The organism is Enterobacter sp. C4G1 (genome assembly GCF_052886895.1).
Map to the genome: position 1 here is coordinate 2,794,445 of NZ_JBQVVV010000001.1, position 20,698 is coordinate 2,815,142.

Annotated in this window: 19 protein-coding genes, 1 pseudogene and 1 riboswitch; of the genes and pseudogenes, 12 read left to right on the forward strand and 8 right to left on the reverse strand. The window is 55.3% G+C overall.

Annotation, left to right across the window (positions count from 1 at the left end; genetic code table 11):
- Together ACT9TW_RS13395 and hpxK are read left to right on the forward strand one after the other, a co-directional pair.
- The gene (locus ACT9TW_RS13395) at nt 1–1,242 is read left to right on the forward strand and encodes a pyridoxal-phosphate-dependent aminotransferase family protein (RefSeq protein ID WP_182060377.1); all 1,242 of its coding nucleotides are present in this window, start codon (nt 1–3) and stop codon (nt 1,240–1,242) included.
- Nucleotides 1,239–2,480 carry an allantoate amidohydrolase gene (gene hpxK / locus ACT9TW_RS13400; RefSeq protein WP_446492635.1) on the forward strand — a complete coding sequence of 414 codons (1,242 nt, stop codon included), beginning with the start codon at nt 1,239–1,241 and terminating at the stop codon, nt 2,478–2,480. Before ACT9TW_RS13395 ends, hpxK begins: the two co-directional genes overlap by 4 nt.
- Here hpxK and ACT9TW_RS13405 read toward each other — a convergent pair.
- The gene (locus tag ACT9TW_RS13405; RefSeq protein ID WP_259836472.1) at nt 2,477–3,592 is read right to left on the reverse strand and encodes an ABC transporter ATP-binding protein; all 1,116 of its coding nucleotides are present in this window, start codon (nt 3,590–3,592) and stop codon (nt 2,477–2,479) included. The two genes, hpxK and ACT9TW_RS13405, sit on opposite strands and share 4 nt — an antisense overlap.
- A gap of 320 nt (nt 3,593–3,912) precedes the next feature.
- On the opposite strand from ACT9TW_RS13405, the gene ACT9TW_RS13410 reads away from it, so the two are divergent.
- The 6 genes from ACT9TW_RS13410 (at nt 3,913) to ACT9TW_RS13435 (ending at nt 11,029) form a co-directional block, all read left to right on the forward strand.
- Nucleotides 3,913–5,127, forward strand: coding sequence for an extracellular solute-binding protein (locus ACT9TW_RS13410; RefSeq protein ID WP_446492636.1), 1,215 nt, complete (start codon nt 3,913–3,915; stop codon nt 5,125–5,127).
- Nucleotides 5,128–5,185: 58 nt separating this feature from the next.
- The gene (locus ACT9TW_RS13415) at nt 5,186–6,490 is read left to right on the forward strand and encodes a carbohydrate ABC transporter permease (RefSeq protein WP_182060381.1); all 1,305 of its coding nucleotides are present in this window, start codon (nt 5,186–5,188) and stop codon (nt 6,488–6,490) included.
- 11 nt (nt 6,491–6,501) lie between these two features.
- Nucleotides 6,502–7,353, forward strand: coding sequence for a sugar ABC transporter permease (locus ACT9TW_RS13420; protein WP_182060382.1), 852 nt, complete (start codon nt 6,502–6,504; stop codon nt 7,351–7,353).
- Between the two features lie 2 nt (nt 7,354–7,355).
- Nucleotides 7,356–8,558 (forward strand): glycoside hydrolase family 53 protein, encoded by a 1,203-nt coding sequence (locus tag ACT9TW_RS13425; protein ID WP_446492637.1) that lies wholly within the window; start codon nt 7,356–7,358, stop codon nt 8,556–8,558.
- Between the two features lie 30 nt (nt 8,559–8,588).
- Nucleotides 8,589–10,646 (forward strand): beta-galactosidase, encoded by a 2,058-nt coding sequence (locus ACT9TW_RS13430; RefSeq protein WP_446492713.1) that lies wholly within the window; start codon nt 8,589–8,591, stop codon nt 10,644–10,646.
- A 140-nt stretch (nt 10,647–10,786) separates the two neighbouring features.
- Nucleotides 10,787–11,029, forward strand: coding sequence for a glucose PTS transporter subunit EIIB (locus ACT9TW_RS13435; protein WP_182060384.1), 243 nt, complete (start codon nt 10,787–10,789; stop codon nt 11,027–11,029).
- A 101-nt stretch (nt 11,030–11,130) separates the two neighbouring features.
- Here ACT9TW_RS13435 and ACT9TW_RS13440 read toward each other — a convergent pair whose 3' ends face one another.
- Nucleotides 11,131–12,396, reverse strand: a complete 1,266-nt coding sequence (locus tag ACT9TW_RS13440) for a maltoporin (RefSeq protein WP_182060385.1) — start codon at nt 12,394–12,396, stop codon at nt 11,131–11,133.
- A gap of 269 nt (nt 12,397–12,665) precedes the next feature.
- On the opposite strand from ACT9TW_RS13440, the pseudogene ACT9TW_RS13445 reads away from it, so the two are divergent.
- Nucleotides 12,666–13,741 (forward strand): annotated as a pseudogene (locus tag ACT9TW_RS13445) (LacI family DNA-binding transcriptional regulator).
- A 35-nt stretch (nt 13,742–13,776) separates the two neighbouring features.
- Here ACT9TW_RS13445 and ACT9TW_RS13450 read toward each other — a convergent pair.
- Nucleotides 13,777–14,778 (reverse strand): magnesium transporter, encoded by a 1,002-nt coding sequence (locus tag ACT9TW_RS13450; protein WP_446492638.1) that lies wholly within the window; start codon nt 14,776–14,778, stop codon nt 13,777–13,779.
- Between the two features lie 60 nt (nt 14,779–14,838).
- A riboswitch (M-box (ykoK) riboswitch) is annotated at nt 14,839–15,008 on the reverse strand.
- 158 nt (nt 15,009–15,166) lie between these two features.
- On the opposite strand from ACT9TW_RS13450, the gene ACT9TW_RS13455 reads away from it, so the two are divergent.
- Entirely contained in the window at nt 15,167–15,670 is a 504-nt protein-coding gene (locus ACT9TW_RS13455; RefSeq protein WP_259836489.1) for a DedA family protein, read from the forward strand.
- A gap of 1 nt (nt 15,671) precedes the next feature.
- Here ACT9TW_RS13455 and ACT9TW_RS13460 read toward each other — a convergent pair whose 3' ends face one another.
- Nucleotides 15,672–16,421, reverse strand: a complete 750-nt coding sequence (locus ACT9TW_RS13460; RefSeq protein ID WP_446492639.1) for an SDR family oxidoreductase — start codon at nt 16,419–16,421, stop codon at nt 15,672–15,674.
- A gap of 100 nt (nt 16,422–16,521) precedes the next feature.
- Between ACT9TW_RS13460 and ACT9TW_RS13465 the strand changes: the two genes are divergently transcribed.
- On the forward strand, nt 16,522–16,881 hold the full coding sequence (locus tag ACT9TW_RS13465; RefSeq protein WP_182060390.1) for a winged helix-turn-helix transcriptional regulator: 360 nt from the start codon (nt 16,522–16,524) through the stop codon (nt 16,879–16,881).
- A gap of 1 nt (nt 16,882) precedes the next feature.
- On the opposite strand, the gene ACT9TW_RS13470 is transcribed toward ACT9TW_RS13465, so the two are convergent.
- Nucleotides 16,883–17,677: an SDR family NAD(P)-dependent oxidoreductase gene (locus tag ACT9TW_RS13470; RefSeq protein WP_182060391.1), complete on the reverse strand. Its 795-nt coding sequence runs from the start codon at nt 17,675–17,677 to the stop codon at nt 16,883–16,885.
- Between the two features lie 151 nt (nt 17,678–17,828).
- Nucleotides 17,829–18,269 (reverse strand): winged helix-turn-helix transcriptional regulator, encoded by a 441-nt coding sequence (locus tag ACT9TW_RS13475; protein ID WP_436353371.1) that lies wholly within the window; start codon nt 18,267–18,269, stop codon nt 17,829–17,831.
- Between the two features lie 149 nt (nt 18,270–18,418).
- Between ACT9TW_RS13475 and agp the strand changes: the two genes are divergently transcribed.
- A complete protein-coding gene (agp, locus tag ACT9TW_RS13480; protein WP_446492640.1) occupies nt 18,419–19,660 on the forward strand; it encodes a bifunctional glucose-1-phosphatase/inositol phosphatase in 1,242 nt (413 codons plus the stop codon).
- Nucleotides 19,661–19,692: 32 nt separating this feature from the next.
- Here agp and ACT9TW_RS13485 read toward each other — a convergent pair whose 3' ends face one another.
- Nucleotides 19,693–19,920 (reverse strand): YccJ family protein, encoded by a 228-nt coding sequence (locus tag ACT9TW_RS13485; RefSeq protein ID WP_182060394.1) that lies wholly within the window; start codon nt 19,918–19,920, stop codon nt 19,693–19,695.
- A gap of 18 nt (nt 19,921–19,938) precedes the next feature.
- The gene (gene wrbA / locus ACT9TW_RS13490; RefSeq protein WP_182060395.1) at nt 19,939–20,535 is read right to left on the reverse strand and encodes an NAD(P)H:quinone oxidoreductase; all 597 of its coding nucleotides are present in this window, start codon (nt 20,533–20,535) and stop codon (nt 19,939–19,941) included.
- Between the last annotated feature and the right edge of the window lie 163 nt (nt 20,536–20,698).

The following is a 20,698-nucleotide window of genomic DNA, read 5'->3' on the forward strand; positions in this document are numbered from 1 at the left end:
ATGGACATCGCTCAATTTCCGCAAATCAATCCACCCCAGCGCCTGCTGATGGGGCCGGGGCCGATCAATGCCGATCCGCGCGTGCTGCGCGCCATGTCGAGCCAGCTGATTGGTCAGTACGATCCGGCCATGACCCACTACATGAATGAGGTGATGGCGCTTTATCGCGGGGTGTTCCGCACCGAAAACCGCTGGACGATGCTGGTGGATGGCACCTCCCGCGCGGGGATTGAAGCGATTCTGGTGTCGGCCATTCGTCCGGGGGACAAAGTGCTGGTGCCGGTGTTTGGCCGCTTTGGTCATCTGCTGTGCGAAATTGCCCGCCGCTGTCGCGCCGAAGTGCACACCATTGAAGTGCCGTGGGGAGAGGTTTTCACGCCGGATCAGGTTGAAGACGCCATCAAACGCGTGCGTCCGCGCCTGCTGTTGACCGTACAGGGCGATACCTCAACCACCATGCTGCAACCACTGGCCGAACTGGGGGCCATTTGCCGCCGTTACGACGTGCTGTTTTACACCGATGCCACCGCATCGCTTGGCGGTAACCCACTGGAAACCGATGCCTGGGAGCTGGATGCCGTCTCGGCCGGGATGCAGAAATGCCTCGGCGGTCCGTCCGGTACTTCGCCCATTACCCTGAGCGCAAGGATGGAAGAGGCGATCCGCCGCCGTAAGTGTGTGGAAGAGGGCATCCGTACCGATGCTCATCAGCACGGCGTGGATGAGATGGTCTACTCCAACTATTTCGATCTTGGCATGGTGATGGACTACTGGGGCCCCGAGCGCCTGAACCACCATACTGAAGCCACCACCGCGCTGTTCGGCGCGCGCGAATGCGCCCGGCTTATCCTCCAGGAAGGGCTGGATAACGGCATCGCCCGCCACAAGCTGCACGGCGATGCGCTGCTGAAAGGCATTCAGGCGATGGGGCTGGAAACCTTCGGCGACCTGAAGCACAAAATGAACAACGTGCTGGGCGTGGTTATTCCGCAGGGCGTGAACGGCGATCAGGTGCGTAAGCTGATGCTGGAAGATTTCGGTATCGAAATTGGCACCTCGTTTGGCCCGTTGCACGGCAAAGTGTGGCGCATTGGCACCATGGGCTATAACGCTCGTAAAGACTGCGTGATGACCACCCTGAGCGCGCTGGAGTCGGTGCTGAACTACCTGAAATTCACCACCACGCAGGGCGCTGCAATGCAGGCCGCGTGGGATCACTACCGCAGCGAGACGGCGCTATGAGTCAAGCGACACGCCAGCAGGCGGCAGACCGTGTGATGGCGCGCGCCGATGCGCTGGCCACGATTAGCGAAACCCCGGATGCCCTGACACGGGTGTATCTCTCCACGCAGCATTTACAGGCCAACCAGCTGGTCGGGCAGTGGATGAGCCAGGCGGGCATGACCGTCTGGCAGGACAGCGTGGGCAATATTTGCGGGCGCTATGAGGGGGCACAGGAAGGCGCACCGGCGGTATTACTCGGATCGCATCTGGATACCGTGCGCAATGCCGGGCGATACGACGGGATGCTCGGCGTGCTCACCGCCATTGAAGTGGTGGACAGCCTGCATCAGCAGGGGTTGCATCTGGCTCAGGCCATCGAGATTGTCGGTTTTTGCGATGAAGAAGGCACTCGCTTCGGCATTACCCTGCTGGGCAGTCGCGGCCTGACGGGCACCTGGCCTGAGAGCTGGCTCGATAAATGCGATGCCAGCGGCGTCAGCGTGGCGCAGGCGATGGTGCAGGCGGGGCTTGATCCTGCCCGCGTGTTACTTGCCGCCAGAAACAAAGACGATTTCAGTGCCTATCTGGAGCTGCATATCGAGCAGGGGCCGTGTCTGGAGCAGGCACAGCTGGCGCTGGGCGTGGTGGAAGCCATTAACGGCGCACGCCGCCTGAACTGCCGCTTTACCGGTGAGGCCGGGCACGCCGGTACCGTGCCGATGGCCCATCGCAAGGACGCCCTGGCCGCCGCCGCCGAATGGATGGTGATGACCGAAAGCACCACGCAGCGCCACGGCGGCAATCTGGTGGCGACGGTAGGGGAGCTGCGCTGCCTGCCCGGCGCGGTGAATGTGATCCCAGGCGAAGTGGCGCTGTCTCTGGATATTCGCGGCCCGCAGGATGCCCCGCTGGATGTGCTGCTCAACGAATTGCTGACGCAGGCGCAGGCCATCGCCGCCCGTCGTGGGCTGGATTTCAGCGCCGAGGAGTTTTACCGGATCGCCGCTACGCCGTGCGATGCCCGTTTACAGGCATTGCTGGGCGAGGCCGTTGAATCGGTACAGGGGCGCACGCTGTCACTGCCCAGCGGTGCCGGGCACGACGCCATCGCCATGGCAGAGCGCTGGCCCGTGGGTATGTTGTTTGTGCGCTGTAAAGGCGGTGTCAGCCACCATCCGGCGGAGTCGGTGATGGCTGAAGATGTCGCCCAGGCGATTGAGGCGTTTAAGGGTGCGGTTGAGAGGCTGGCGAGTTAGGCCACCGAACGCACCGCATCTTCGATATCTGCACTGACGCGGACATCCTGTTCGTCAAAGACCATGCAGTGACGATCGTCGAAGGCCACATCAATCTTCTGCCACGGGGCGAACTTCACGTCTCCTGGCAGCAAGATTTTAACGTTGTCGTGACCGTAGCACTGACCAAACAGGTAGGTGTTGTTCCCGAGGCGTTCCACCACTTCACAGTTAAATTCCAGCCCCGTACCCTGGCGCGTGTCGGTGGTCAAATGTTCCGGGCGAATGCCCAGCGTCACCTGGCTTCCCGGCGTCAGCGGGGTAGTGGTCAGGGCAAGCGTCAGCGATTTCTGCTGCGACAGCCGCACGGTCAGCTCGCCCGGTTGCCAGGCTTCTACAGTAGCGGGCAGGAAGTTCATCTTCGGTGAGCCAATAAACCCGGCCACAAACTTGTTAACCGGCTTGTAGTAGAGATCCATCGGCGCACCCATCTGCTCAACCTTGCCGTAGTTCATCACCACGATTTTATCGGCCAGGGTCATGGCCTCAATCTGATCGTGGGTGACATACACCATGGTGGTTTTTAGCTCCTGGTGCAGGCGGGCCAGGTGCAGGCGCATCTCAACGCGCAGTTCAGCATCCAGGTTTGAGAGCGGTTCATCGAACATAAACACACGCGGGTTGCGCACGATGGCACGGCCAATCGCCACGCGCTGTCGCTGGCCGCCGGAGAGTTGCTTTGGTTTACGGTCCAGCAGATGGGAAAGTTGCAGCGTTTTAGCCACCATCTCCACCTGATGGCGGATCTGATCCTTCGGCACCTTATTCACTTTTAGCCCATAGCCCATGTTTTCCGCCACCGTCATGTGCGGATAAAGCGCGTAGGACTGAAACACCATCGCCACGCCGCGGTGTGACGGGGCGACATCATTCATCACTTCGTTACCAATTAATACTTCCCCGTCGCTGATCTCTTCCAGACCGGCAATCATGCGCAGCATGGTTGATTTACCGCAGCCGGAAGGGCCAACAAAAACGGCGAACTCGCCGTCCTCAATGTCAAGATTCACGTTGTGCAAGGTAACGGTGTCGCCAAAGCGTTTGGTGACATTCCTCAATTGTATGTTCGACATCAGTGTTCCCCGAGTAAGTCGCCAGTTATGTTTTACGTATAACAATTGTGCTTAACATGGCTGGACGGCGCAATTTGTCTGTACTGACTATAACTTCCAGTATTCACGCGCCCTATACAGATATTCCATTAATGTTATGACGATCACACAACTTACAGTTTTTTGTAGAGTTATCATGATGTGAAGGGTAGCGTATAACAAACCAAATGCATTTGACGTCATACGTACACCACCGGTTTTTACAGGTTGTTCGGCGAAGGTGAGTGATGTTTGAATGCGATAAAAACCATAAATTGTTATACCTTCACATGAGGTTGATAATGAAAAAGAACATACTCGCTGCTCTGATCCTCTCTACGCTCGCGGTGCAGGTACACGCCACCACGCAGCTTAACGTCTGGGAAGACATCAAGAAGTCGTCCGGCATTAAAGATGCGGTCGCCGATTTTGAAAAACAGTACGACGTGAAGGTCAACGTCCAGGAAACACCTTACGCTCAGCAGCTGGAAAAGTTGCGTCTGGACGGCCCGGCAGGGATTGGTCCGGATGTGCTGGTCATCCCTAACGATCAGCTAGGCGGCGCCGTTGTGCAAGGGTTATTGACCCCCCTGAATCTGGAGGCTAAGCAGACCGAACAGTACACCCCGGCCTCGATCAACGCCTTCAAAATGGATAACGCCCTGTACGGTGTGCCAAAAGCGGTCGAAACGCTGGTGCTTATCTACAACAAAGATCTCATCGACAAACCTCTGAACTCGCTTCAGGACTGGTATGACTTTTCTAAACAGCAGCGCGCCAAAAACCAGTACGGGTTGCTCGCCAAATTTGACCAGATTTATTACAGCTGGGGGGCTATTTCCCCGATGGGCGGCTACATCTTTGGGCAAAACGGCAAAGGTGGCTATAACGCCAGCGACGTGGGTCTGAACAAACCAGGTGCGGTAGAGGCCGTTACGTACCTGAAAAAATTCTATGCGGACGATGTCTTCCCGGCGGGGATCGTCGGCGATAACGGGCTGAATGCCATCGACTCCCTGTTCACCGAGAAAAAAGCGGCCGCCGTGATCAACGGCCCGTGGGCGTTCCAGCCGTATGAGGCGGCAGGGATCAACTACGGCGTTGCGCCACTGCCAACGCTGCCAGACGGTAAGCCAATGAGCTCCTTCCTCGGGGTGAAAGGTTATGTCGTCTCCACCTGGAGCAAAGACAAAGCGCTGGCGCAGAAATTCATCGAATTTATCAATCAGCCTCAGTACGTGAAAACGCGCTATATCGCGACGCGTGAAATCCCGCCGCTGACGGCGATGATTGACGATCCGGTTATCAAGAATGACGAGAAAGCCAGCGCCGTGGCGGTGCAGGCCGCACGCGCCACCGCCATGCCGGGCATTCCTGAAATGGGTGAAGTCTGGGGTCCGGCCAACGCCGCGCTGGAGCTGAGCCTGACCGGTAAACAAGATCCAAAAGCCGCGCTGGATAGCGCAGAAAAACAGGTTCAGATGCAGATCGAAGCCATGCAGGCCAGCAACCAGTAATTTTCTGTTGTCGCAGAACGGGAGTACAGGCTCCCGTTCTTTTTGAAAGGAGTTGTCTGTGAGTATCATCCCGGAAAATTTTGCCAAACCGCGCGCTGGCGGGCGTCACGCCTGGACCGGCCTGCTGATGGCTGTCGTACCCGGCTTCGGTCAGTTCTATCATCGCCAGTGGCTGAAAGGGATTATCTTCTTGGTGCTGCTTGCCAGCTTTATCGGCGTATTTGCTGATTTTCTGCGTGAAGGGTTGTGGGGGCTGGTGACGCTGGGCGAAGAAGTGCCGCGTGACAACTCCATCTTCCTGCTGGCCGAAGGGATCATCAGCGTCTTAATCGCCGCGTTTGGCGTGATGGTCTGGTATCTGTCGATGCGTGATGCGTGGGTTAACGGCCGTAAACGCGATGAAGGCCTGCCGCTAAATAGCGTGCGCAAACAGTATCAGATGCTGCTGAGCGACGGCTTCCCGTATCTGATGATCACCCCGGGTTTTATCCTGCTGGTGTTTGTGGTGGTTTTCCCCATTCTGTTTGGCTTTGCTATCGCCTTTACCAACTACAACCTCTACCACACGCCACCGGCTAAGCTGGTGGACTGGGTTGGCTTTAAGAACTTTATCAATATTTTCACGCTCTCCATCTGGCGTTCGACCTTCTTCGACGTACTCCAGTGGACGGTGGTCTGGACGCTGCTGGCTACCACGCTGCAATGTTCCGTGGGCGTGCTGCTGGCCATCCTGGTGAACCAGAAAGATCTGCGCTTTAAGCCGCTTATCCGCACCATCTTTATTCTGCCTTGGGCGGTGCCGGGATTTGTCACCATTCTGGTATTCGCCGGGATGTTTAACGACTCCTTCGGGGTGATTAACAATGCGATTCTGGCCTTCTTTGGCATTGCGCCAAAAGCCTGGATGACCGACCCGTTCTGGACCAAAACGGCGCTGATTATGATGCAGACCTGGCTCGGCTTCCCGTTTGTGTTCGCCATGACCACCGGCGTGTTGCAGGCGATCCCGGAAGATTTGTATGAAGCGGCCACCATGGACGGCGCCAGCAGCGCGACCAAGCTGCGCACCATTACGCTGCCGCTGGTGCTGTACTCGATTGCGCCGATCCTTATCACGCAATACACCTTCAACTTCAATAACTTCAACATTATCTATCTGTTTAACAACGGCGGGCCGGCGGTGGTCGGGTCGAATGCGGGCGGGACCGACATTCTGGTGTCGTGGATCTACAAACTGACGATGTCCTCTTCGCAGTACGCGATAGCAGCGACCATCACCATCCTGCTGTCGATTTTCGTCGTCGGCCTGGCGCTGTGGCAGTTCCGCGCCACCAAATCTTTCAAAAATGACGACATGGCGTAAGGGACGTAACAATGGCTCAATCACCAAGTATTAAACGTGAGAAGTGGGTACGCCTCTCGCTCTCCTGGCTGGTTATCGTGCTGGTGTCGACGATTATCATTTATCCGCTGGTGTGGACGGTCGGGGCGTCATTCAACGCCGGTAACAGCCTGCTCAGCTCGTCGATTATTCCGGAGAACTTCTCGGTGCAGCATTACGCCGACCTGTTCAACGGCCAGGTGAACTACATGACCTGGTACTGGAACTCGATGAAAATCAGCTTCCTGACCATGGTGCTGACCTTAATCAGCGTCAGCTTTACGGCCTATGCCTTCTCGCGCTTTCGCTTTAAGGGGCGTCAGAATGGTTTGATGCTGTTCCTGCTGCTACAGATGATCCCGCAGTTTTCGGCGCTGATTGCCATCTTCGTGCTGTCGCAGCTTCTGGGGTTAATCAACAGCCATCTGGCGCTGGTGTTGATCTACGTCGGTGGCATGATCCCGATGAACACTTATCTGATGAAAGGCTATCTCGATGCCATTCCGAAAGATCTGGATGAATCCGCGCGCATGGACGGGGCCAGCAACTTCCGTATTTTCATCGAAATCATCATGCCGCTTTCTAAACCGATTGTGGCCGTGGTGGCGCTGTTTTCCTTCACCGGGCCGCTGGGGGATTTCATCCTCTCCAGCACCATTTTGCGCACCCCGGACAAATACACCTTACCCATCGGGCTTTATAACCTGGTGGCGCAAAAAATGGGTGCCAGTTACACCACCTACGCGGCAGGCGCGGTACTGATTGCTGTGCCGGTCGCTGTCCTCTACCTGGCGTTGCAAAAATACTTCGTCTCCGGTCTTACCTCCGGGAGTACTAAAGGATAATCATGAAAAGACTCAAACCCGCCTTGCTTGCTGTTTGCCTCTCATGTGGCCTTGCCGCGAGTGCTTTTGCTGCGGATGCGGTGAAAACGCGTCCGTTTAACGCCATGCCTGCGGATTTTATTAAGGGCGCGGATATTTCGACCCTGCTGGAAGCAGAACAGCACGGCGCTAAGTTTTATAACGCGAACGGTCAGCAGCAGGATGCGATTGCTGTCCTCAAAGCGAACGGCGTGAACTATGTGCGCCTGCGTTTATGGGTTGACCCGCAGGATGCCGAAGGCAATACCTACGGCGGCGGCAGTAACAATCTGGAAAACACCATTACGCTTGCGAAGCGCGTGAAAGCGCAGGGCATGAAACTGCTGCTTGATTTCCATTACAGCGATTTCTGGACCGATCCGGGCAAACAGTTCAAACCGAAAGCCTGGGAAAAGATGGATTACCCGCAGCTCAAAACGGCGATCCATGACTACACCCGCGACACCATTGCCCGCTTTAAGAAAGAGGGCGTGCTGCCGGACATGGTGCAGATCGGTAACGAAATCAACGGCGGAATGCTGTGGCCAGAAGGGAAAAGCTGGGGGCAGGGCGGCGGTGAGTTTGATCGCTTAGCCGGGCTACTCAACGCTGCCATTGGTGGGATGAAAGAGAACCTGACCGGTGGCGAGCAGGTGAAAATCATGCTGCACCTGGCGGAAGGCACCAAAAATGACACCTTCCGCTGGTGGTTTGACGAAATCACCAAACGCGACGTCCCGTTCGATATTATCGGCCTGTCGATGTACACCTACTGGAACGGCCCGCTCAGCGCGCTCAAAAGCAATATGGATGACATCAGTAAGCGCTACAACAAAGACGTGATCGTGGTGGAAGCGGCCTACGGCTATACGCTGGAAAATTGTGATAACGCCGAAAACAGCTTCCAGGCTAAAGAAGAGAAGGACGGCGGCTATCCGGGCACCGTTCAGGGCCAGTACGATTATATTCACGATTTAATGCAGTCCGTCGTCGACGTGCCTGACCATCGCGGGAAAGGTATTTTCTATTGGGAGCCGACCTGGATTGCCGTTCCTGGTACCACCTGGGCGACCAAAACCGGCATGAAATATATCCATGATGAATGGAAAGAGGGAAATGCCCGCGAGAATCAGGCGTTATTTGATTGCAAAGGAAAAGTGCTGCCGTCAATAACGGTATTTAAATAGTTTTTAATCTTCATTCAGGATGTATTTATGATGAATAAATTTGCGCCTTTAAGTTCAAAGGTCGCTGCGTTATTGCATGGCGCCGACTATAACCCGGAGCAATGGGAGAATTACCCCGGTATTGTTGAAAAAGATATCGCCATGATGAAGCAGGCGAAATGTAATGTTATGTCGGTCGGGATATTTAGCTGGGCGAAACTTGAACCACGCGAGGGGGAATATGATTTCGCCTGGCTGGACACTATTATTGAAAAGCTTTATGCGGCAGGTATTCATATTTTCCTGGCGACGCCAACCGGCGCGCGCCCGGCATGGATGTCGCAAAAATACCCCGAAGTGCTGCGCGTGGGGCGTAACCGCGTGCCCGCACTGCATGGCGGGCGTCATAACCACTGTATGACGTCTCCGGTGTATCGCGAGAAGACCCTGAAAATCAACAGCCTGCTGGCGGAACGCTATTCGCAACACCCAGCGGTGCTGGGCTGGCATATTTCGAATGAGTATGGTGGGGAATGCCACTGTAACCTGTGTCAGGAACGTTTCCGCGACTGGCTGAAGGCGCGCTATAAAACCCTGGATGCGCTGAACCATGCGTGGTGGAGCACCTTCTGGAGTCATACCTACACCGACTGGTCGCAGATTGAGTCACCTGCGCCGCAGGGAGAGGTGTCGATCCACGGCCTGAACCTCGACTGGCGACGCTTTAATACTGCACAGGTGACCGATTTCTGCCGCCATGAAGTGGCTCCGCTGAAAGCCGCGAATGCGGAACTGCCGGTGACGACCAACTTCATGGAGTATTTCTACGATTACGACTACTGGCAGCTGGCCGAGGCGATCGACTTTATCTCCTGGGACAGCTACCCGATGTGGCACAGGGAGAAAGACGAAACGCAGCTCGCCTGCTATACCGCCATGTATCACGACATGATGCGCAGCCTGAAGGGCGGTAAACCCTTTGTGCTGATGGAGTCCACGCCGAGCACCACCAACTGGCAGCCGACCAGCAAGCTGAAAAAACCGGGGATGCATATTCTCTCCTCGATGCAGGCGGTGGCCCACGGTGCGGATGCGGTGCAGTACTTCCAGTGGCGCAAGAGCCGCGGGTCGGTGGAGAAATTCCACGGGGCGATTATCGACCACGTGGGTCACCTTGATACCCGCGTCGGGCGGGAAGTGACGCGCTTTGGCGAAATGCTTGAACGTTTGCCGGATGTCGTGGGCTGTCGTACTGAAGCCCGGGTGGCGATTATCTTCGACCAGCAAAACCGCTGGGCGCTGGACGATGCCGAAGGGCCGCGCAACAAGGGAATGGAATACGAGAAAACCGTAAACGAGCACTATCGTCCGTTCTGGGAGCAGGGCATCGCGGTGGACATCATTGACGCTGACTGCGATCTCAGCCCGTACGCGCTGGTCATCGCGCCAATGCTCTACATGGTACGTGAAGGTTTTGCCGAACGTGCAGAGGCGTTTGTCGCTGCGGGCGGGCATCTGGTGACGACCTACTGGAGCGGAGTGGTGAATGAAACGGATCTTTGCCATCTGGGTGGATTCCCGGGGCCGCTGCGTAAGCTTGTTGGGGTCTGGGCTGAGGAGATTGACTGCCTGGATGACGGTGAACGTAACCTGGTTCAGGGGCTGGCGGGCAATGCGTCAGGGTTGCAGGGGCCGTATCAGGTTCGTCATCTGTGTGAGCTGATCCACGCTGAGTCCGCGCAGGTGCTGGCGACCTACCGTGACGACTTTTACGCTGGCCGGCCTGCCGTCACGGTGAACCGCGTTGGTAAAGGTAAAGCGTGGCATGTGGCCTCGCGCAACGATCTGCCGTTCCAGCGTGATTTCTTCGCCGCCATTATCAATGAGCTGGCGCTGCCGCGGGCCATCGACGGCGATTTCCCGCCGGGTGTGGTTGCAACAGCGCGCACGGACGGCGAAACCACCTGGGTGTTTGTGCAGAACTTTACCGCCCAGCAGCAGCTCGTCACGCTGCCGCTGGGGTATACCGACTGCATGACAGACACCGCTGCCGCGGGCGATACCGTGCTGCTGGCGTGGGACTGCCGGGTGCTCAGGCGTAAGGCGTAAGAACCGCCCGGCGGCGCTGCGCTTACCCGGCCTACCAAACCCGTAGGCCCGTGCAAGCGCAGCGCCGCCGGGCAAAAAAGGCACAAAACGCCTGCTCCCCGAGCAGGCATTTTTTTATCTGCATAAAAGAGAGGCGTATTATGGACAGTCAAATTACTCAGCGTTTAATTCCAGCGTTTGGCGGTGACGATAATATCGAGCACATTGAAGCCTGTATTACCCGCCTGCGCGTCACGGTAAAAGATTTAAATAAGGTTAATTCAAAGGCGTTACAGGAGGAGGGTGCGCTTGGTGTGATTATTATCGGTCAGCAGGTGCATGCGATATTTGGCAGGCAGTCTGATACCTTGCGTCAGTTATTAGAAAAGCATTTTAATCATTAAATATAAAAAAGGGATAGCCAAAATAATGGCTATCCCGAAACAGGAGAATAGACTGCCAGTTGTTGGAGATACAATAACGATTAACGCATTTTAAAAATTAATTACCACCAGGCTTCGACCTGCACGCCAAAGTTCCAGGTATTATTTGCGGTACCATCTTCGAAGGATTGCCCTTTTTCAGAGTCATTCAGGTAAGACGCAAACACGCGCAGCTCAGGACGCGACATAAAGTCGGGACCATCGGCCAGGCCCAGGGCAATGGTGTACTTCTCGCCGCTCTGCTTGTATTTCGAACCGTCGGTATAGGTATCTTCCTGGTAGAAGCCACCCACCTCGCCAATCAGGCGGACATATTCCGTAAACTGATACTGGGCGCGACCCACCAGCGAGACGAGGCGTGATTTGTCTGTGTACTGGGTGGTGTCATCCGCCGAGCCCCAGGTCAACACGTGGTTGAAGGAGAACTTGTCGGTGATCGGAATCAAGCCGGTATTGATTACGCGGTAGCCTGTCGCATCGTTCACGTAGTTCCACATGTCATACCAGCCGCCACCCTGTGACACCATGTTCTGCGCCAGACCTTTGTTAGCGTACTGCAGCACCAGCTTGTTATAGCCGCCAAACATATCCTGGCTGATCTCGCCGGTGACCATCACGCCATTATCGGCTTCATACAGCCCGCCATAATCCTTCTGCTTGTTGGTGGGGTTTGGCATGGCGTAATCAATACCCACTTCTGTCCATGCCCCTGCCCATGGTTTCCAGCCTGCGTAGCGAAGGTCGATATAGTTGATATTCACGTCGTTGTCGCCATCTACGCGGTAGTCTACATCGTTGGCATCGCCACGGATCCACGCCACGGAGACAGCGCCCGGGCCAAGGGTATAGTTCTCAATACCCGCACCGGAGCCGGAGATGTTCCAGTATTTGGTGTCGATAATGTGCAGGTCATGGCGCTGGTAGTAACGCTTACCGCCCCAAATTACCGCATTCGGATCGCCCGGGATCAGGCCTTTTATCTGGAGATTTAACTGGCGCAGCCCAAACTGCGCATCGTCACCAAACGTGGTTTCGTTATCGTTTGAACCGTCAGAGACCATGCTCACCATGCTGTCGAGGTAGAAGCTGACGTCGTTCTTTTTGTACACCTCAGAACCCAGCTCCAGCTCGCCGTAGGTATCGGCTTCGTTACCCAGACGGCCAATTTTATTTTTTTGCCACTCCTCCATCCCACCATCCCGTGAGACGCCCACACCAGAGCGAAGATATCCATGAAAATCAATCGGTACAGAAGACGCTGCAAACAGCGAAGGAGACGCTAACGCGGCAGCCAACGCAACGGATACAGATCGGATCGTCGTGTTCATTGTTACCCTCTTATTGTTTTGTAATACGTTCACAAATCCGCAGTCATAAAATGCCTAAACCTGTTATCTGGCAATTACACGATCGTGAATGTGTGATTAAGTGCAAATAAAATAGACAATTTTGTTACGAATGATGAGATGGGCCATGAAATGTGGCATTGTGAGCGTCATACTTTTTGATGGTGTTAGGTGCGTGAAAAGAGAGCGGTGTGCGTTTTTTTACATCACCCCTGTTACAATCAGCGCATAACAACATAAGGAACCGGACCATGAAGTCGAAAAGCGCGACGTTAGAGGATGTGGCACGCCATGCGGGCGTCTCCTATCAGACCGTGTCCAGGGTACTGAATAAATCTGCCAACGTATCCGAAGCCACGCGTCACAAGGTGGAGAAATCCATAGAGTTATTGCGGTATGTTCCAAACCGACTGGCTCAGCAGCTGGTAGGCAAGCAGAGCCAGACGGTCGGGCTGGTGACTATTTCGTTGGCCTTACACGCCCCCTCACAGGTGGCGGCTGCGGTAAAACGCTACGCCAATGTGGAAGGATACCAGGTGCTGATCTCAATGATTGATGAGAACGTCAACCATAGTATTCAGGATTCCATCAACGAGCTGAAGTCTCAGCTGGTCAGCAAAGTGATCATCAACGTCCCGCTGGAGGCCGAGCAGGCGCAGAAAATCGCGACAGACAATGACGATATTGTCTGTCTGTTTCTCGATGTGGACCCGTACAGTTCCGTGTTTAACGTTTCGTTTAACCCGGCAGATGGCACGCGCGCCAGCGTCAAATATCTCTATGAACTGGGCCATCGGGAGATTGCCCTGCTGGCCGGGCCGGAGTCCTCCGTGTCGGCACAGCTGAGGCTGAAAAGCTGGATCGAAACGCTGAAGGGCTATGGGCTGGAGCCGGCATCGGTCATTCGCGGTAACTGGGATGCGCAAAGCGGCTATTCCGGTGCCCTGCAAATGCTGCGCGAAACGGCACAATTTTCCGCCGTGCTGGTCGCCAACGACCAGATGGCGCTCGGCGTATTGAGCGCTTTCCATCAGCAGCAAATTTCCATTCCGGCGGAGAAGTCGGTGATTGGTTACGATGACACCTACGAAAGCTCGTTCTTCTACCCGGCGTTAACCACGGTATCGCTCGATCTGATTTGCAGGGCAAAGAGGCCGTGCGGCGTATTCTGGACAGCGGTGACGACAATGTGCTGCGCATGTCGTCAATTCTGCCTGCCCGGCTGGTGGTGCGCCAGTCCACCGGGCAAAAAGGGGAGAAGGGGAAAAACCTGCAAGCGCTGGCTCAGCAGCTGCGCGAGATAGCACATCAGCTGGGTGATATGTAACGGCGTGGGCACCTCTGCCAGAGGTGCCCATCGCGTCAGGCCAGCCCCAGCGTGTGCTGGGCAATTTTGAAGTAGATAATCAGCCCGGTACCGTCGATAAGCGTGGCGATAAACGGGGCCGACACCACGGCAGGATCGATGCCGCAGCGCTTGAGCACCATCGGGATCACGGACGAGACAATCGCACTCCACAGCGTAATGCAGACCAGCGTCAGGCTGACGATAAGGGTAATTTCCATACCGATGCCCATCATCCAGGCGCGAATGCAGCCCGCCAGCCCCAGAGTGACAGCAATCATCAACGAAGTTGTCATCTCTTTTCGCAGCACCCGTCCGACATCGCGTAAATGCACTTCGCCCAGCGCCATCGCACGCACCAGCGTGGAGGTGATCTGCGTGCCGCTGTTGCCACCGGTACCAATCAGCAGAGGAATAAAGAACGCCAGGGCGATGGCGGATTCCAGCGCCTCTTCAAAATGCTGAATGACAGAGCTGGTGTAAGCTTCGGCAATAAACAACAACAGCAGCCAGACGGCGCGTTTTTTCCACAGGCTAAATGGACTGGTTTCCAGATAGGGTTTCTCCAGCGGCAGCGTAGCGCCCTGGCGCTGGGCATCTTCGGTTACGTCATCTTCCAGCAGATGCGCGATTTCACGCTCGGTGAGGCACCCGACCAGCTTACCGTGCGTGACCACCGGTACCACATCCGCTCCGCCGTGAGCCAGTTGCCCGGCAACGTCTGAACGTTCATCTTCCGGTTTCAGCTGAATAAATTCCGCTATCATCAGCGCCCGGACCGGCTGCACCGTATCGACAGCCTGCAATAATTTGCGTACGGCAACCATGCCCGCCAGACGTCCCTGGTCTTCGATAAAAATATGCGACGGAATATCATCGTCTTTTAATTTTTCGAAAAACTGTTCACGAGCCAGCGCCACGCATAATGAAATATCGAGAACGATAAAATCGGTATTCATATATTGCGCGACCGCGCTTTCAGTGAATGCCAGATTATTGTTGTGAATGGAGTAAGACATAGTAAATTCCCTTTGAAGAATAAAATCTCTCAGGGGCGAGCAAGACAGGGCATGTCGAAGAAGAGATCCCCACGTCCTGGGTTCAGCACTGTACACCGTATCCCGTAAGGGAAGTTATACTGACAAAGCCTTGATTCGACAGTGCCTGTTTTACCCTGTGCCGGTTCTCTCGAACCCACCAGAGCGATAACGTGTATTTGTACAGGAGCCTCGCCATAACGAGATCGTTGTAAACGAGAGGGATAATACGCTTATTCTGTCGCGCTGCTGGAGAATCTAAATAATGTTTATGAAATGTTTAGAAGCATATCTTATCAACAGTGTTGAGGCATTATTTAAGGTCGGTCCTTTTAAATAGAAAAAATAATAATCAGACGAGGGATGAAGTATGGAGTGGTTAAACAATTTACTCAGCCACTTTGCCGTTCATCCCGCGCATCTGTTTGCCCTGCTTTTTGTGATGGCGCTGAGCAAATCAACGGTGCTTGTCTCGTCGGTACTGCCACCCGCATCGGTGATGCTGATTGCGGGCATTAGCGTCAGCCAGTCGGCGCTGCATCCGGGCCTGACATGGCTTGCGGTGGTGATGGGCGCAGCGCTGGGGTCAGTGGTGAATTACCATATTGGTCAGCTGATGGGGCAGTCGCGGCTGGTCACGCGTTTTACGACCAAACATGCGGATAAATTTTTACGCGTGCAGCACCAGCTGCAAAAAAATGGCGTGGTTGTGCTGTTCACCGCCCGCTTCCTGGCGGTATTGCGCTACATCGTGCCGCTGGCGGCGGGGACGCTGCGCGTAAGCGCCGTGAAGGTTTACGTCGTTAGCCTGCTTTCTGCCGCCGTGTGGGCGGCGCTGTATGTCGGTGCCGTGACCGGCATCAGCGCCTTCTGAATTACAGACTTCCCGTGCCGCCATCCACCAGCAGTTCCGTGCCTACGGTATAGCTCGATTCATCCGATGCCAGATACAGCGCGGCTTTTGCCAGCTCCGTCGGCGTGCCCATGCGCCCCAGCGGCACCAGATTTGCGATATCGCCCTGCAAGGCTTTTTGCGCCGCTTCGCTTAACCCCAGTTTATGCAACGCGGGAGTTTCTACCGGGCCAGGGCTAAGGCCGTTAACACGAACCCCACGGGATAAAAGCTCTGCTGACAGGGTTCGCGCCAGAGAGAGCAAACCGGCTTTGCTTGCCGCATACACGCTGCTGGTGGGCAGGCCGATACGGGCGCTGACCGAGCCGCACAAAATCACCGATGAGGGGTTATTCAGCAGCGGCAGCAACGCCTGAATCAAAAAGAATGGGCCTTTAAGGTTGATGCGCATCAGCCTGTCCCAGGCCTCTTCCTGCCACTCTTCCAGCAGGCCGTGGGTGACATCTCCGGCGTTGATAAACACCGCGTCCAGCCGTGGCCAGCGGGATGCGAGCGTCTCCGCCAGCGCTTTTTGTGCCGTGATATCACCGGCATCGGCAGGAATAACCCATGCGCTATCCCCGAGAATGCGTTGTGCTTCGGCCAGGGTTTCCGGGTTGCGCCCGGTGACGGCCACCTGCGCCCCTTCGGCAATAAATTCCTGTGCGGTAGCCAGCCCAATGCCGCTGGTTCCGCCTGTAATCAAGGTGTATTTACCTGCTAAACGTCCCATGAATGCCTCCTGAATTCGCTCTGGAGAAAGCACTATAGAAACGTTAGTATCGAAAGGAAACCAGGTACCATTTGGATACTAAAGAGGCAAGAGGTGTGCTATGGCGGAAATACTCACTGAACCCTGCGAAAAAAAATCTGCGGTCCACGCCTGCCCGATGACGCGGTTTGTGAATCTGATTGCGGGCAAATGGGCAATCCCGATCCTGTACCGGCTGATTGTGCTTAACACCCCGGTGCGCTTTGGTGATCTGCTGCGTGCCGTTGCGCCCATTACGCAAAAAGAGCTGACTAAACAGCTGCGTTTGTTCGAACAGCGCGGGCTGGTGTCACGCACCGTCTACCCGGAAATCCCGCCGCGCGTGGAGTATCAGATAACCGAACTGGGGCTGACGCTTCAGAATGCGCTTTCCCCGCTGGCCGCCTGGATGAACGAGTATGGCGACCAGCTGGAGCGCTAAATCAGTGGCTTAAATAGCGCGGGGCCGGTTCACCGGTACGCGCACTGGCAAACAGCTCCAGACGCGCGGCTTCGAAACGTTCCCATAACCGGGTATCGTGCATGGGCGGTATGGTGATCAGCTCGCCCTGATCCAGCCCGGCAAGTGCGGCATCCACCAGGTTGTCGGTGGTCATGACCGAGCCTTCAGGCAGGTCGGTAATGGAAACACCGGACAGATCCCAAATCTCCGTTGCCGTGGCGGCAGGCAATACCGCCTGAATGCGCACGCCACTCTCTGCAAACTCTTCCTGCAACCCGCGGGTGAAATTGAACACCCAGGCTTTGGTAGCGCTGTAAAGTGCGCTACCGGCGCGGGCGTGAAGGGAAAGCACTGAGGCAATGTTGATCACTGTACCGCTGTTGTTCTGCGCCAGACGCGGAAGAATGGCGTAGGTTAAGCGCATCAGCGCGGTGGTATTCAGGGTGTTAATGGCCTGATGCTGGTCAACGTCGCCGGATAAAAAGGGGGCCATCTGCGCCGTTCCGGCATTGTTCACCAGCGTATCAATACGGGTGTCGTTTCTCAGCGTCTCTTCAACAGCGCGAATGCCGTTTTCATCGCTCAGATCGGCGGTCAGGATCTGCACATCGACCCCGTAGCGGCCAGAAAGGTCTGCCGCCAGCGCCTGAAGGCGGGCTTCACGACGGGCAACCAGTACCAGGTTGTAGCCGCGTGCCGCAAGACGATCGGCATAAACGGCACCGATCCCCGAAGAAGCTCCCGTGATTAAAGCGGTTGAATGTTGCGTGGTCATGGCTTGTTACCTCAAAGCAAAGTGGTTAATTGGTTTCATGTTGAAACTGAATTCACTGTGAGATATTTGGTTTTATAATGCAACCATTTTGCGCGGTATTTTTTATTCCTGCCGTCAGAAACGGGGCTAATCTGGCTTTAATGAACTGAAATTACGGGAGTTTAAGCTCAATGTCTTCGGGCGCTAATTCACGGCCATCGTTGGCAACCAGCGCCAGTTTACGCAGCGGCTGTTGGTTTTTGACATCGACCAGCACGCTGCCCGGCTGGTTCTGGCTAAACAGGAATTCATTCCCCCATTGCGACAGCGCAACCAGCACCGTTTGCAGGGCGCGACCTTTGTCGGTGAGCACATATTCCTGCCAGGCGCTGCCGTCAGAGGCGGGCTGGAGTGTCAGAATGCCTTCCTCGACCAGCAGTTTAAGGCGCGCGGTCAGCATGTTTTTGGCGATGCCGAGGCTTTTCTGAAACTCGCCGAAGCGTTTCACGCCGCGCAGCGCATCACGAACAATCAGTAACGACCACCAGTCGCCGATGATGTCCAGCGAACGGGCGACAGGGCAGGTGCTCTCTTCAAGGCGGGTACGTTTCACAGCGGATCCTCCGGGTAGTATGGTTTTATTATAAAACTAATCTGAGGCGCGGTTAAGAGCGTTATTTATCAGTTTGAGAAATGCTTCCCGGAAAAATGTCATAAATCTGTCACACTTAAGCGACATTAAAACCGAGTGAGGAATTAGGGATGAGAAAAGCACTACTCGCTGTTGCAGTGGCAGGGACCCTTTCCGTGACCTTTGGCGCCCAGGCGCAGGACGCGCCGGAAGGATACCAGTTAGAGCAAGTTTTAATCATGAGCCGCCATAATCTGCGCGCGCCGCTGGCCAATAACGGCAGCGTGCTGGAACAATCCACGCCGAATAAGTGGCCGGAATGGGAAGTACCCGGCGGGCAGCTCACCACCAAAGGTGGCGTTCTTGAAGTGTATATGGGGCACTATATGCGCGAATGGCTGGCCGGGCAGGGGCTGGTCACCACCGGGGAATGCCCGCCTGCAAACACTGTTTATGCCTACGCCAATAGCCTGCAACGCACCGTGGCGACCGCGCAATTCTTTATCACCGGGGCTTTCCCGGGGTGTGACGTGCCGGTGCATCACCAGCCAGAAATGGGAACGATGGACCCCACCTTTAACCCGGTCATCACCAACAACTCACCGGAATTCCGCGATAAAGCGCTGAGCGCAATGGCGTCAGAGCGGCAGAAAATGCAGCTTGATGAAAGCTACAAACTGCTGGAACAGATGACGAACTACGCCGAATCCCCGTCCTGCAAAGAGAAAAAAGTCTGCTCGCTGACCGAGGCCAAAGACACCTTCAGTGCCGATTACGAAAAAGAGCCGGGCGTGTCCGGGCCGCTGAAGGTGGGGAACTCCTTAGTGGATGCGTTCACCTTGCAGTATTACGAAGGTTTCCCTGCCGATCAGGTGGCGTGGGGCGAGATCAAAACCGATCAGCAGTGGCGGGTGCTGTCGAAGCTGAAAAATGGCTATCAGGATTCGTTATTCACCTCGGGTGAAGTGGCGCGCAATGTGGCGAAACCGCTGGTGAAATACATCGATAACGCCCTGGTGACTGAGCAGGGGAAAGCCGCAAAGATAACGCTGCTGGTGGGACACGATTCCAACATCGCCTCGCTGCTGACAGCGCTCGATTTCAAACCTTATCAGCTGCATGACCAGTACGAACGCACCCCGATTGGCGGCAAAATTGTCTTCCAGCGCTGGCATGACAAGAACGCAAACCGGGAGCTGATGAAAATCGAGTATGTCTATCAAAGCACTACGCAGCTGCGTAACGCCGAGGTCCTGTCGCTGAAATCACCCGCGCAGCGTGTCACGCTGGCGCTTTCAGGGTGTCCGGTGGATGAGAACGGTTTCTGCCCGGTAGAGAAGTTTAATACGGTGTTGAACAACGCGGCGAAATAAGAATAACCCCCCGCGCTGGCGGGGGGAAACGTTCAGACGTTTTTACGTTCGATGGTTTGCTCACCCCAGAAGAGTGAGTCTTTGTCCGTTTTATCGAAGGCACGCATCAGTACCTCATCACTGCCTTCTTCCCAAATCTGCTCGGCCAGCTTTTCGTCATATTTCGCAACTTCAAAAATGGCTTCGGCGATTTCTGGCGAGGTATTACGTAAACTTGCCCATTCGCCCACGTGGTGAGCTTTGGATTCTTGAGTTGGCATGATTGTCCTCCTGTTGGGTTAGCCGTTCAGTTTTTTGGCAAGACCCGCGACATGTTCACCCTGGTAACGGGCGATCGTCAGCTCTTCATTCGTCGGCTGGCGTGATCCATCGCCACCGGCAATGGTGGTTGCGCCATAGGGTGTACCACCACGAACCTGAGACACATCAAACAACTCCTGAGCGCCATAACCGATTGGCACAATCACCATTCCGTGATGCGCAAGAGTGGTCCAGGTTGAGGTAATGGTCTGTTCCTGGCCGCCGCCTGTACCTGTAGAGCTGAATACGCTGGCGAGCTTGCCGTACAACGCACCAGATGCCCAAAGTCCCCCGGTCTGGTCGAGGAAGGTTCGCATCTGCCCTGACATATTGCCGAAACGGGTTGGGGTGCCAAAGATGATGGCATCGTAGTCAGCCAGTTCTTGCGGGGTGGCCTGCGGGGCATTTTGTGTTTTTCCCCCGGCTTTGGCGAAGGCCTCGGCGTGCATGGTTTCCGGTACGCGTTTCACCACAACCTCTACGCCATCCACTCGGTTTGCACCTTCTGCAACTGCGTGAGCCATGGTTTCAATATGTCCATACATGGAATAATAGAGCACCAGAACTTTTGCCATTTTGCATCACTCCTCGTTTGTTTTTTCTGGCAGCGGATCGCTGCGTTCATTTAAAGATAAGTCGTGATGGCCAGACTGCAACTCTGAGCACCATTTCTTTGATTTATAACAAGTTATTTAACGTCTGGCGCTGTAGCAAAATGAAACACATTTACGAAAACAA